Genomic DNA, 13,476 nt, shown 5'->3' on the forward strand with positions numbered 1-13,476 from the left:
AGGAATCTCTAAGCCACAGAAATCTCTGAGCCACAAAAAGCCCAGAGTTACAGGAATCTCTGAGCCACAGAAAACCCAGAGTTACAGGAATCTCTGAGCCACAAAAAAAAACCTAAGCCACAGCAAGCCCTTGGCCCCAGGTTTCGCACCAGATTGAAGATTTTATGTCGCTCGATCACTGACCTCTTTGCGTAGAAGGATTCACCCCATGGCTGTGTTGCCAGAACTTGAAGCATTTTTAGAACTCGCCGAGTTCGGCCGGATGACCGGCAAGAGTCGTGCGATGCATGAACAGACGCCGCAACAGGCGCGGGTTGATTTCGAAGCATCGTCGGGGTTTCTCGATGTGCCGCTGGACAGCGTCGCCTGCGAGGATTTCACCATTGCCGCGCGGGACGGTCATAGCCTGTCGGCGCGTTTGTATCGCCACGGGCAAGCGGGCGAGGGGTTGCAGCCGGTGGTGTTGTATTTCCATGGCGGCGGGTACGTGGTCGGCAGTCTTGATTCCCATGATGCGCTGTGTCGGCGACTGGTCTCCCAGGGCGGGTTTGCGCTGTTGACCGTCGATTATCGACTGGCGCCCGAGTGGCGTTTCCCGACGCCGGTTCTGGATGCCTGCGATGCGGCGAACTGGCTGGTGCGCGAAGGCGCGGCGCGGGGTTTGGACGCGAATCGGGTGGCATTGGTCGGCGACAGCGTGGGCGCGACGTTGGCCACGGTGTTGTCGATCATGGCCGTGCGTGAACCCGAGGCATTGGCGTTGCAACCCAAGGCGCAAGTGCTGCTGTACCCGGTGACGGACGCGACGACGAAACGCGCCTCGCACCGGGATTTCGCCGAGGGTTATCTGCTGGAAACGCCGACGCTCGACTGGTTCTACGCGCACTACGGGCGGACGTCGCAGGATCTGGCGGATTGGCGCTGCTCGCCGTTGCTGGCGGCGGATCTCTCGACTGTGGCGCCTGCGCTGGTGTACCTCGCCGGGCACGATCCGTTGCATGACGAAGGGCTGGCCTATGCCGAGCGACTGAGCGCCGAGGGCAACGAGGTGACGTTGCTGGAGCAGCCGGGCATGACCCACGACTTCATGCGCATGGCGGGGTTGTTGGGGGAAGTGGCAGGGATTCACGCGCAAGTGGCGGGGTGGGTGCGTTCAAGGCTTTGAGATGAGGTGAGAAAACTGCCAATCCTGAATCAGGTTGGCGGTTTTTTTTGTGCCTGAATCGGGAGTTTCAGGTGAGGCGACTATAGCCTTCGCGAGCAAGCCCGCTCCCACAGTGGATCTTTGGTGAACACAATATTTTGTGCGTGACCGAGATCCACTGTGGGAGCGGGCTTGCTCGCGAAGACGGCCTTACATTCACCACAAAAATCCATTCCAAAAAAAATGCCCGCTTCGAGAGAGGCGGGCATTTTCAGTTCAGCTCAATGAATCAGAAATCATACTTCGCGGTGAGTTGCAGGTTGCGTGGCTCGCCGTAGAACGTGGTGCCGAAGTTGCCCAGGCCCGACATGTACTTCTTGTCGAAGACGTTGTTGGCATTGGCGGTGAAGCTCAGGTGCTCGTCGTATTGGAAGCGGGTCATCAGGTCCACGAGGGTATAGCCACCTTGTTTGAGCAGGGTGCTGCCGCCTTCACCGTTACCCAGGTCCGGGCTGAAGCTCTGGCCGTAGAACGCGCTCTGCCAGCTGATGCCGCCACCGACGGTGAACTGGTCCAGCGCGCCCGGCAGGCGGTAGGTGGTGAACGTGCGGATCACGTGCTCAGGTTTGCTGGAGGCCAGCGGGAAACCGTAGATCCGTTGCTCGTCCTTGTCGCGGGTACGGGCGTAGGTGTAGCCGGCCGATACGTTCCAGCCTTCAGCCAGCTCGCCGGCCAGTTCCATTTCCACACCTTTGGTGGTGGCGCCGGAGATGGCTTCGTAAATGTCCTGCCCGGTGCCGACGTCGGTGGTGACATATTGCGCGACGTTGTCCTGCTTGATCTCGAACAAGGCGAAGCTGGCGTTCAGTTTGCCTTCGAAATAAGCCGCCTTGATGCCGGTTTCGTAGCTGTCGCCTTCAACCGGTTTAAGGGTCGACCCGGTCAGGTCCTTGTAGATTTGCGGCTGGTAGATCTTGGTGTAGCTGGCGTACAGCGAGTACGTATCGTTGAGGTCATAGACCACACCGGCGTAAGGCGTGACGACGCCATGTTCCTTGTAACTGGCGTGCGTGTCGCTGAGGGCGGCGCCCGGGTAGTAGGAATAATCTTCGTTGTACTTGAAGGTGCTCAGACGGCTGCCGAGGATGAACGACAGTTCGTCGGTCGGACGCAGGCGAGTGGCCAGGTACAGGCCGTTCTGGCTCTGGGTGCGCTCGTATTTGCCGTTTTTCGGGAAGTCCTGTTTCGGCAGGTTGCCGTTCCAGTCATAGATGCTGCCCGGGACCAGTTCGAAGGCGCTGGTGTCGTACGTCGCACCGGTCTGGCGCGAGTGGGACGCCATGAAGCCGGCGACCAGTTCATGTTCGCGACCGCCCAGGGAGAACGGGCCGGAGACGTTGACGTCGGCGGTGTTCTGTACGCGGTGACCTTCCCAGCGACCCCAGTACAGGAAGTTGCCTTCGCCGGTCGCTTGATCGGCCGAACCACCGCTGGCGGAAGCCAGGCGGGTATCGTGATCGGTGGTTTTCTGATCGAAGCTGGCCTTGAATTTCCAGTCATTGGCCAGGGCCTGCTCCAGGGACGAGAAGTAGGTGACGCTGTCGAAATCGCGACGGCTCCAGTCTGCGCCCGGGTTGAAACTACGCGGGAAGTCGGTGCGGTTGCCATTGGTGAAGTACGGCGCGTTACCGGTCCAGGAGCTGCCGCGCGGGGTGGCGCTGGACTTGTCGACGCCCAGGGTCAGCAGCGTGTCGTCGGTCAGGTCGGCTTCGAGGACGCCGTAGAACAGGTCTTTCTTCTGGCTGTAATGGTCGATGTACGAATCTTTGTCCTGGTAGGCACCGACGAAGCGACCGCGCACGTTGCCGGAGTCGGTCAGCGAACCGGAGATATCGCCTTCGGTGCGGTAGTTGTCCCAGGAACCTGCGCTGGCGCTGACCGAAGCCTTGAAGTCCTTGGTCGGTTTCTTGCGGATCAGGTTGACCGTGGCAGACGGGTCGCCGGCGCCGGTCATCAGGCCGGTAGCGCCCTTGATCACTTCAATGTGGTCCAGGCTGGCAGCGTCGTCGCTGTTGTTCGGGTTTTCGCCGTAAACACCGTCGTAAGGAATGTTGACGCCGTCGTACTGGAAGTTGGTGATGGCAAAGCCACGGGCGGAAAACTCGGTGCGGTCACTGTCGTACTTCTGCACGGTGACGCCGGGCGTGTTGCGCAAGGCATCGCCGACGCTTTGCACGCCGCGATCGTCCATTTGCTGGCGGGTCACCACGGTCACCGATTGCGGCGTTTCGCGGATGGTCAGCGGCAGCTTGGTCGCGGTAGTGGTAGCGCCTGTGGTGTAGGAATCGGTGTCTTCAGTGACCAGGCCCAGGGCCTGGCCGGAAATGGTGGTCGCGCCCAGTTGCAGGCCCGAACCGCCGCCGGAGACCAGGGTCACGCTGTTGCCGTTGATCTGGAACGAAATGCCGGTGCCTTGCAGCAGCGCCTTCAGGGCGTCGGACGGTTCCAGGGAACCGGACACCGCACGGGACTTGATGCCCGCGACCTGGTCCGGGCTGTACAGGATCTGCAGGTTGGTCTGCATGCCCAGCTCGGTCAGCGCGTTGGAAAGCGGCTGAACGGCGATATTCACTTTTACAGGTGCAGCATTGGCCATCGAGCTCCCCAGCAAGGTGGCGGTCAGCAGTACGCTGGTGAACAGGGTGCGATGCAAAGTCGGGCGCTGTACGGCCAGCGCGAGAGGTGTGCGGCGTGGTTGAGGTCGCATTACTTACCTGAGCTCCTGAAAAGTGTCGTGTAGTGTTTTTGTTAATAAGAATGATTATTAGACGCGGCGCGAAGCAAAAACCGGAAAGAAACCTGAGAAATAAATTTCACCACGATGAAATGAGCCGGTTTGTTGCGAACCTGTGGCGCGGGCGCTTGTGGTAATTGGGCTTGTGGTGATGGCGCATTGTGGTGAGTGGGCTTGTGGTAATGGGGCTTTGTGATGAGTGGGCTTGTGGTGATGGGGCTTTGTGATGGGGCTTGTGGTGATGGGGCTTTGTGATGAGGCTTGTGGTGATGGGGCTTTTGTGATGAAGGGGCTTTTGTGGCGAGGGGGCTTGCCCCCGTTGGACTGCGCAGCAGTCCCCCTGTTGTTGGATGAAGAGGGGGCCGCTGCGCGACCCAACGGGGGCAAGCCCCCTCGCCACAAAAGCTTCCCTTGCCACTCAGTCCAATCACCACAAAGGCTTCCCTTGCCACTCAGTCCAATCACCACAAAAGCTTCCCTTGCCACAGATATCAACCCCGCCACTGGTAATCAGGCCGGCGCCAGTTCGGTGACAACCCGGCCGCTCTCCATGCGCACCAGTTGGTCGGCGACGTCGAAATAACGGTCGTCGTGCGAAATCACGATGATGGTCTTGCCCAGGCGCTTCAGGTCCGGCAGCAGCTCGGTGTAGAAGATTCGGCGGAAGGTCGGGTCCTGGTCGGCCGCCCATTCATCGAACACCAGCACCGGGCGTTCTTCGAGCCAGGCATTGACCAGCGCCAGGCGCTTGCGCTGGCCGGTGGAGAGGTCGGTGGTGGTGAAGTTGCCGTCCTTGACGCTGACTTTGTGCGCGATCTCCAGCCGTTGCAGGTATTTGTTGGCATCTTCGGGAATGTGCGTGTCGCCCTGGACCACGTCATCGAACAGGTAATAGTCAGCAAAAATCGTGGTGAACAATTGACGGTAGTCGTCGCGATTCTGTGCGTCGATAGCTTCGCCGTTGACACGGATCTCACCCTGTTGCGGCGTGTACAGGCCCAGCAGCAGTTTGATCAGCGTGGTCTTGCCGCAACCGTTTTCGCCGACGATAAACGTAATGTCGCCGTGCTTGATCGTCAGGTTGACCGGCCCGAGCTGGAACGGCGCAGCACCTTCGGCCGCCGGGAAGGCGAAACGCACATCGGCCAGTTTCAGTTCGTGTACGGCCTGTTTGACGTGGCCCTGATCGCTCAGCAGCAAGTGGGGTTCGGGGGTGGAAAACTGCTCGGAGAGTTCGGCGATCCGCCGGAAAGCAATCTGGGCGCGGCTGACAATCGGCAAGGTGCTGATCAGATGTTCCAGCGGGCCTTTCATGTACAGCAGCACCAGCACGAAGCCGCTCATCACGGTTTTGTCGGCGCTCGGCCAGAACGTCTGCAGCGCCAGCGCCAGGCCGATCACCACGAAGAACAGCATCGAGCCGAACGTCTTGGCGATCACGAACGTATTGATCGACCGCACTTGGGTATTGCAGATGAATTCAGCGGTGGCCTTGATGCCCGACACGAACATGCGCTGGCGGCGCGGGCGGTGAATACGCAGCTCCTTGGCGCCTTCGGCAATCGCGTTGTAGTGCTTTTGCAATTCGTCTTCAGCGTCACGGGCGGCCATGAAACCCTGCACACCTTTGCTCTGGGCGTAAGCCTGGATTGCAGTGCCGATCAGGATCGCGGCGACCATGATCAGGAACATCGGCCACGACAGAATCGCCAGGTAGCCCATGCAGCCGAGGGTGACGGTCACGGAGATCGCCAGCGGGGCGAAGGCGAAGGCGAAGTCGCTGATGGTGTCGACGTCGTGGGTCAGCACCGGGATCAGCCGGTGGCTGCGGTAGCGTTCGATCTGTTCGATGGGGGCCGACAGGACTTTCTCGCCCAGTTGTTTACGCAATTTGGCGATGATGTGCTGGCCGACGTAGTTGGTGCCGATGTCCGAGCAGATCGAACTCAGCAGCGCCAACAGGCACAGGCCGGCGAACAGCGCGACGACGCCTTGGGTCAGGCCGGCGTCCGAATGCAGGGCGTTGTTGATGGTCGCCAGCAATACCGTGACGCTCAGGCCACCGACCATGCCCAGGAAAATGGACGCGGCGACGATGAGCCGAAAGGGTTTCAACAGGGCGAACAACTCGCCGATGGCGCCACGGGGAGGCTGGGTCATGGAAGACAGTTCCTTGGGTATAAAAGCAGATACCCAGTAGAACGTCTGGTCGAGGGCTTAATTTAGCGACCCCCGACTGGCGGCGGGGCGGCAGGGCGATGGCAAATATTACTGACACAACACAAACCCTGTGGGAGCGAGCTTGCTCGCGATGGCGGTCTTCCAGTCGATGTAAATGTTGACTGTCAGTCCGCTATCGCGAGCAAGCTCGCTCCCACAGGGGAGTTGTTAGGGTTTAGAGATCACGCACGACGCGGAACCCCATCCAGTCGCCGCGTTCTTGCGGGTACTGGCTGTTGCGGTTGCCCGAGCGGGAGAACACCGGCGCTTCGCCCCAGTCGTTGCCGCGAATGCGCACCGCTTCGCAGTTGGGTTCGACCCACGCGCTGCCATCGGTGGGGGCGCCGACGTAGTCGGGGTGTTCGCAGTCTTCGACCCATTCGTAAACGTTGCCATGCATGTCGTACATGCCGAAAGCATTCGGCGGGTAGCTGCCCACCGGCGAGCTGTAGCTGTAACCGTCCGCCGGGCCATAGGTGTTGGCGTGCTTGGCGATGCTGTATTCCTTGCCTTCATCGAACGGGAAGGGGAACGGGCCTTTGCTGCCGCCGCGCGCGGCGTATTCACGTTGAGCCTCGCTGACCATGTGGTATTTCTGGCCGGTTTTTTTTGACAGCCAGACCACGTAGTTTTTGACGTCGTCGAAGTTCATGCACACCGCTGGCTGACGCGGGGTTTGCGGGTAACGCGGTTTGCTGGCGACACATTCGCGTCCTGGCCGGGTATCGCCATTGGCGATGACCACGCCGCTCTCGCGCACGTAACTGTCCCATTCACCGGCGGTGATCTGGAAACGACTCATGGCGAACGGCTTGGCGAAGGTCACGTCGTGCATCGGACCTTCATCGGGCTCGCGGCCGACTTCATCGTCGGGCGTGCCCATGGTGAAGGTGCCTGCTGGCAGCACCACCATTTCCGGGCAGTCGCGGCAGTCCTTGAATACCTTGCCCGGTGGCGGCGCGGTGGCTGCCTGGGCGGCGGTTGGCGTCAGGCCGGCGAGGAGGGCGGTCAGGGCGAGAGCCTTGAGGGGGACGGTTAATAGATCTCGGTTCATCTGTCGTCTCGATTTAAAAGAAAACGGGGGCACTGTGGTGATGGGCTTCTGTGGCGAGGGGGCTTGCCCCCGTTCGGCTGCGCAGCAGTCGCAAAACCTGCTGGCACGGTGTTTCTGAATAACTGCTGGGGCGGCTGTGCCACCCAACGGGGGCAAGCCCCCTCGCCACAAAAGCTCCCTCCCACAGGGGTTTGTTTCATGGTGTCAGGCGGTTTTGTTCAGCAGCGCCATGAAACGGTCGATCTGGTTTTCCGTGTTGAGCAGGCCGGGGGCAATGCGGATCACCGGGCCGACGTCGCGCTCCACCGAGTCGCAAACCACACGATTTTCCATCAATTGCGTGGCCACTTTTTCGCAGTCACGGTCCTTGATCCGGAAGAAGCTGAAACCGGCGGACAATTGCGGGCTTTGCGGGGTGACCAGCTCGATTTGCGGATGCTCCAGCAAACGGTTTTTCGCATAGGTGTTCAGCGCATGAATGCGCGACTGAACCTCGGCCTTGCCCAACTCCAGATGCAGTTTGAACGCCTCATCCAGCGCCCAGCGATGCTCGAAGCTGTGATAGCCGCCGGGGGTCATGATGGTCGAGAAGGTCGTGGCTTCGGAGAAGGTCGGAATCGTCGGCGTGACGTCTTTCAGCTCGGCGGAGCGGGCGCAAATGATCCCGGTGCCGCGCGGGCCGAACATCCATTTGTGGGTGCCGGCGATAAAGAAGTCGCAGTGCATGTCGGGGAAGTCGAGGTTCTCGACGCCGAAGCCGTGCACGCCATCGACCACGTACAGGATGCGATCCTTTTCGTCGCGGTTGCGGTTCTGTTCTTCCACCAGTTTGCCGATCTCGCCAATCGGCAGCTTCACGCCACTGCCCGATTGCACCCACGTCATGCCCAGCACCCGGGTTTCGGGACGGATGCCGTTGCGGATCGAGGTGAGCACTTCGTCGACGGAAATCTCGCGGCTGTTCTCGAACAGCTTGAGCTTGCGCACCTTGACCCCGTCCTTTTGCTGGCGATAACCGAGGGCATAGTTGGTGGCGTAGTGTTCGTGCTCGCTGGTGAGGATTTCCTGATCCGGGCGCACATGAATGCCGCCGTAGATCAGCGACAGGCCTTCGGTGGTGCTGCCGGTGAGGGCGATTTGCTCCGGGCTCGCCTTGAGGTAACGGCCGGCCCAGACCCGCACGGCCTGTTCGCGTTTTTCCGTTTCGCCCAAGTCCCAATCCATTGCCCGGCCCGGATTGCGGTCGAGGTTGGCGCGATGCCGTTCGATGGCCTCGCGCACCGGTCGCGGGTGGGAGGTCACCAGAAAGTTGGCGAAATGCAAATAGTCCGGATCCTGATCGAACAACTGGCGCAGTTGCGCCCATTTGTCCTTGGGCAACGGCGGGGGATTGCCGGCCAGCGCCGGCAGGGTCACGGCGCTGCTCAGGGGCAGTCCGGCGGCAAGAATCCCGGCCTGCTTGAGGAATGAACGGCGGTTGGTCATGAGCTCAATTCGCTTCTGCAAAGGGTGGCGTTCAGTTCTTGGCGACAGGTTTGGATGATTGCTGCACCTGGTCCCAGACCCGCAGGAAATTGCCGCCCCAGAGCTTGGCGATGTCGGCTTCGCTGTAGCCGCGACTGATCAGTTCGGCGGTGACATTGCGGGCTTCACTGACATCCTTCCAGCCATCGAGGCCGCCACCGTCGTTGAAGTCGGAACTGATGCCGACGTGGTCGATGCCGATTTTCTTCACCGCGTAATCAATCGCGTCGCCGTAGTCCTTGAGCGTGGCTTTCGGTTCTTCGTCGACAATCGCGTAGAGCTGGCTGGCGTACTCGCCGAAACGTTGTTCGGACCAGACGGTGATCACCGGGTCGCCGGGCATCAGCGCCATCTCCAGGCCTTGCAGCGGTTGCAGGTCGAAGCGCGCGCGCAGGGCATTGAGTTTGTCCTGAGTGGTTTTGCTCAGGGGGCGGATGTAGGTCGGGAAGCCCACGATCTGCACCACGCCGCCGCTGTTTTTGATCAGTTGCATTTCGTGGTCGCTGAGGTTGCGCGGGATGTCCACCAGCGCGCGCGGTGCCGAGTGCGAGGCGACCATCGGCGTGCGGCTCAGTTGCGCGACTTGCTCCAGGGCCTTGGTCGACATTTGCGACACATCGATGATCACGCCGAGGTCGTTGAGGCGATGCACCGCTTGTTTGCCGATCGGCGACAGACCACCAAGGGCATCGCGCGAATCATTGAAAAATGGCAGCGGCCGCGACGAGTCGGCCCAGGCGTTGTTGCCCACGTAGCTGAAGCCGAACATGCGCATGCCGCGCGCGGCCCACTTGTCCAGGGCGTTGATGTCGTTACCCAGCGGGTAGGCATTGAGCATGCTCAGGAACACCGCGAACTTGCCTTCGCCGTGCAGGCGGCGGAAATCGTCCGGGGTGTAGGCGATGGCTACCTGATTGGGAAAGTCGCGAACCATGGCACTGATGATTTTGTAGCGGGTTTCCTGCTCGAACCGGGCCTCATCGATAAACCCTTCGGTAGGGCGGTGCGGGGCATTCGGTCCGTTCCAGATTTCCGGCCAGGCGAAGATGGTCAGGGCGGCGCCGGACAAACGCCCGCGCCCGGTCTTGACCAGGTCGAATTGCCCGCCACCGTCCTTGTCGGCTTCATTGCCGGCGGTGCCGAAGTCCAGCGGCACGGTGACGTGGCTGTCGAAGGAGAGGATGCGCTCTTGCAGTTCCCCGGCCTGTTTCATGACGCTGACGGGATAGCCGGGATTGTCCTTGAACCAGTAATCCCAGGCCATGAAGCCCGCACCGGCGCTGATCGCGAGCGCCAGCGGCAAGCCGAGGTACAGCGCCTTTTTTGAACGTGTTTTTTTCATGTTCATCTCAGTCAGGTTCGTTGCCCCGGGGTGGGGGCTTTGCTATCTGGGATGAACGAGTGGCTGAACCGATAATTTAGGCAAGGCTGCCGGCCTGTTCTCAAGCAAGCCCACAGGGATATTGCAAGCACTGAAGATCCAATGTGGGAGCTGGCTTGCTCGCGAATGCTTTTAAATTTTCCGAAGAGACAAACGTTCTAGCTTGGATAAAGCCTGCTTCATGGCTGACACAGGTAGGGCAATGACGATTTCTCGACGATGGTTCATGGCAGGCCTGGCGCTGACCGGCGCCGCCGTGCCTGCGGCTTTTTATGGGCATCGCGAATGGACGAAACCGGATCCGACGATCACCCCCGGCGAAGCCTCATTCGATGTGGCGGATACCGCCGGCCAGCAGTTGGCGAACACCTTGCGTGGCGTCTGGCAGATTCGTTTCGAGGGGCCTGATGCCGGCATTGAAGGGCTGCCACGGGACGGGCTGGAAGTGTTTCTCGACATCGGCCATAAAGGGCGCGGCGTGATCGGATTCCTCGACACCGCCGAGCGTTTGCGCTCGAGCGAGGCGCCGCGTTATCAGGTGCTGGGCGATCTGGCCGGGGCCAAACCGGCGGCGCTGAGTTGGCGGCTGATCAGCGCCAACGCGGCCAACGGCACCCCCGACTATGAATTCAACATGGCGCTGGACGAAGTCTGGGCCGGGTTCGGCAATGCCGGCAGCGGCACGCTCAGCGGTCGGGTGCTGAACCTCGATCGGCCGTTGATGCTGACCGCGCAAGACAATCGTTTTATCGCCGTCAAACGGGTGTTCCCCGAAGCCCGCGAGCGCGTCGGGCTTAATGCGCCGCTGCTGGCGTGGCTGGTTTCCGCTGAACATCGGCTGTTTCACCAGCTCTGGCATGCCTCGCGGGACAAGTGGCACACCTTGTCCGAAGACAAGCGCAATGCGTTGCGCGGCATTGGCTGGCAGCCCGGCCCGCGCGATCAGGAGCGTGATGCCCGTGGTGCGCGCAAGGATCGCAACGGCTCGGGCGTGGACTTTTTCTTCATGCATCGGCACATGCTCGGCACGGCGCGGTCGATGCAGGACTTGCCGTCGTGGCAGCACTTTCCGTTGCCCCAGCCGGAACTGGCCCGCGATCGCATCGGCTTCGCCCAGTATTGCGACAACCATGACGGCACCGCGCTGCCGCCGACCTGGCTGGCCGACGACGATGCCGAGTATTCGCAATGGGTCAGTGACATCAAGACCGCCGAGACCTACCACAGCAACTTTCAGGTCTGGGAGTCGCGCTATCGCGACCCGCGTTATCTGTCGAAGTTGACCTTGGGCCAGTTCGGCTCCGAAGTCGAACTGGGCCTGCACGACTGGTTGCACATGCGCTGGGCCTCGGTGCCGCGCGATCCCTCCAATGGTCAGCCGGTGCCGTTCGCCCGGGATCCGGCGGATTTTTCCGCGCGCTGGTATGCGCCGGAAAACGACTTCCTTGGCGACCCGTTTTCTTCTCATGTGCACCCGGTGTTCTGGCATTTTCATGGCTGGATCGATGATCGCCTGGAAGACTGGTTTCGCGCGCACGAGCGCTTTCATCCAGGTGAGGTCAGCCGGCTGGAGGTCAATGGCGTGGCGTGGTTTGCGCCGGGGCGATGGGTGGAAGTGGCGGACCCGTGGCTCGGGCCGAGCACCCATGGTTGCAGCACGACGCCGGGGTTGCAGGCGGGCAAGTCGGTGGAGATGGACCCGGAAACCATGAAGCTGGCGTTGCGCATTACCTTTGGCGATGACGAGAAGAAGCTGGCGGACCTGTTCCGCAAAGTGCCGCAGCGGCCGTGGTATGCGCGGCATCTGAAGGCCAAGCCGATTGAGAGTTAAGCAGGCGCACCGCGTTATCGTTCTTCGCGAGCAAGCCCGCTCCCACAGTTGACCGAGTTTATCCAAACAACTCGGTCAACTGTGGGAGCGGGCGGCGATCCGGCGAAGGCGTCTTTTCAGTCAGCAAAAATCTACAGAACCTGCCACCCACCGCCGAGCGCCTTGTACAGCGCAATGCTCGCCTGCAACCGCGCCAACCTCAGTTGCACATTCAGATCCTGCGCCGCGTACAGCGTGCGTTGGGTTTCCAGTACCGTCAGCAAATCTTCCGCGCCGGCCTGATAACGGCTTTGCGCGATGGAGAACGCGGTCTGCGCCTGGTTCAATTCCTCGCCTTGCCATTGGCGCTGCTCATCCAGCCCACGAATGCTGTTCAGCGCTTTTTCCACGTCGGCGAAGCCGTTGATGATTGCCCCGCGATAGATTTCCAGCAATTCTTCCTGCCGCGCCGTGGCCTTGTCGCGCTCGGCCCCCAGGCGGCCATTGTTGAACACCGGGGCGAGCAACCCGGCGGTGAGGTTATAGAACGGACTGCGCAGCAGGTCCGCCGCCCGATCCGCGCCCGAGCCCAGCTCCGCACTCAAGGTGACGGTGGGCAGCATGGCGGCGCGGGCGACGGTGACATCGGCCTGCGCGGCAGACAATTGCGCTTCGGCGCGGGCGATGTCCGGGCGGCGGCTGAGCAAGTCGCTGGGCAGGCCGGCGCCTATGGTCGGCCATGACAGTTGATCGAAGCGCTCCTGAGCCAACGTCAATTGCTGAACAGGCTGGCCAAGCAGGGTGGCCAGGCTGATCAGCGCGTCCTGGGCCTGTTGCTGCACCAGCGGCAATTGCCGTTGTTGTGCCGCCACCAGGCTCTTCTGCTGCGCCAGTTCCAGCGCGGTGGCGGAGCCGGCGTCAAACCGTGTCTGCACCAGTTGCAACACGTTCTGCGCGTTGGTCAGGTTCAGCGCGGCGATGCGGCTTTGTTCACGCAACGACAAGGTTTGCGCGTAGCCGCTGGCGACGCCGCTGAGCAGCGTCAGCTCTACTGTCGCCTGGTCGAACTCGCTGGCCTTCAACCCGAACTGCGCGCTGTCGCGAGTCGCGCGTTGACCGCCCCAGAAATCGATTTCGTAACTGGCGCTGAGGTTGGCGTCGAAGTAATCCACGGCTTTATTGCTGCTGTCGGCATCGAGCTGGCTGTAACCGCTACCGCGCAGCAGTTTTTGCCGATTGGCATTCAAACCGGCCTGCACCTCGGGCAGCAGCGAACCGCCGGCCACCACCGTTTCGGCTTGCGCCTGACGCACGCGCGCCATGGCGGCGGCCAGATCGAAACTGCCGGAGCGCGCCTGTTGGATCAGTTGATCCAGCTGCGGGCTGCCGAATTGCGTCCACCATTGCCGGTTGTTGCGCGTGGCGTTATCGGTGTGGGGCGATTGCCAGGAGGAGGGCGGCACGATGCCGCTGTCCGGGCGCTCGGCGGGAGTGCCGCAGGCGCCGAGCAACAGGCACAGGGTCAACAGACTGAGGGACGGCTTCATCA

8 protein-coding genes are annotated in these 13,476 nt (G+C 61.3%); 2 read left to right on the plus strand and 6 right to left on the minus strand.

The window, feature by feature from the left end; all coding sequences use genetic code 11:
* The first annotated feature begins 208 nt into the window (after positions 1-208).
* Entirely contained in the window at positions 209-1,165 is a 957-nt protein-coding gene (locus ACQKP4_RS03945; protein WP_427630606.1) for an alpha/beta hydrolase, read from the plus strand.
* A gap of 268 nt (positions 1,166-1,433) precedes the next feature.
* Here the strand turns inward: ACQKP4_RS03945 and ACQKP4_RS03950 are convergent, their stop codons facing one another.
* The 5 genes from ACQKP4_RS03950 to pvdM all read right to left on the minus strand — a co-directional run bounded on the left by ACQKP4_RS03950 (position 1,434) and on the right by pvdM (position 10,078).
* Positions 1,434-3,911, minus strand: a complete 2,478-nt coding sequence (locus ACQKP4_RS03950; protein WP_427630608.1) for a TonB-dependent siderophore receptor — start codon at positions 3,909-3,911, stop codon at positions 1,434-1,436.
* Between the two features lie 537 nt (positions 3,912-4,448).
* Complete coding sequence (locus ACQKP4_RS03955) at positions 4,449-6,098, minus strand: cyclic peptide export ABC transporter (RefSeq protein ID WP_427630610.1); 1,650 nt, start codon at positions 6,096-6,098, stop codon at positions 4,449-4,451.
* Positions 6,099-6,333: 235 nt separating this feature from the next.
* Positions 6,334-7,212 (minus strand): formylglycine-generating enzyme family protein, encoded by an 879-nt coding sequence (locus tag ACQKP4_RS03960; protein ID WP_427630612.1) that lies wholly within the window; start codon positions 7,210-7,212, stop codon positions 6,334-6,336.
* A gap of 204 nt (positions 7,213-7,416) precedes the next feature.
* Positions 7,417-8,697 carry an aminotransferase class V-fold PLP-dependent enzyme gene (locus ACQKP4_RS03965; RefSeq protein WP_427630614.1) on the minus strand — a complete coding sequence of 427 codons (1,281 nt, stop codon included), beginning with the start codon at positions 8,695-8,697 and terminating at the stop codon, positions 7,417-7,419.
* Between the two features lie 31 nt (positions 8,698-8,728).
* On the minus strand, positions 8,729-10,078 hold the full coding sequence (gene pvdM / locus ACQKP4_RS03970; RefSeq protein WP_427630616.1) for a pyoverdine-tailoring dipeptidase-like protein PvdM: 1,350 nt from the start codon (positions 10,076-10,078) through the stop codon (positions 8,729-8,731).
* 241 nt (positions 10,079-10,319) lie between these two features.
* Here pvdM and ACQKP4_RS03975 point away from each other — a divergent pair, with 241 nt between their 5' ends.
* Positions 10,320-11,948 carry a PvdJ/PvdD/PvdP-like protein gene (locus ACQKP4_RS03975; protein WP_427630618.1) on the plus strand — a complete coding sequence of 543 codons (1,629 nt, stop codon included), beginning with the start codon at positions 10,320-10,322 and terminating at the stop codon, positions 11,946-11,948.
* 131 nt (positions 11,949-12,079) lie between these two features.
* Here the strand turns inward: ACQKP4_RS03975 and ACQKP4_RS03980 are convergent, their stop codons facing one another.
* Positions 12,080-13,474: an efflux transporter outer membrane subunit gene (locus ACQKP4_RS03980; protein ID WP_427630620.1), complete on the minus strand. Its 1,395-nt coding sequence runs from the start codon at positions 13,472-13,474 to the stop codon at positions 12,080-12,082.
* Between the last annotated feature and the right edge of the window lie 2 nt (positions 13,475-13,476).

The organism is Pseudomonas sp. NPDC086278 (assembly GCF_050280905.1).
GTDB lineage: Bacteria > Pseudomonadota > Gammaproteobacteria > Pseudomonadales > Pseudomonadaceae > Aquipseudomonas.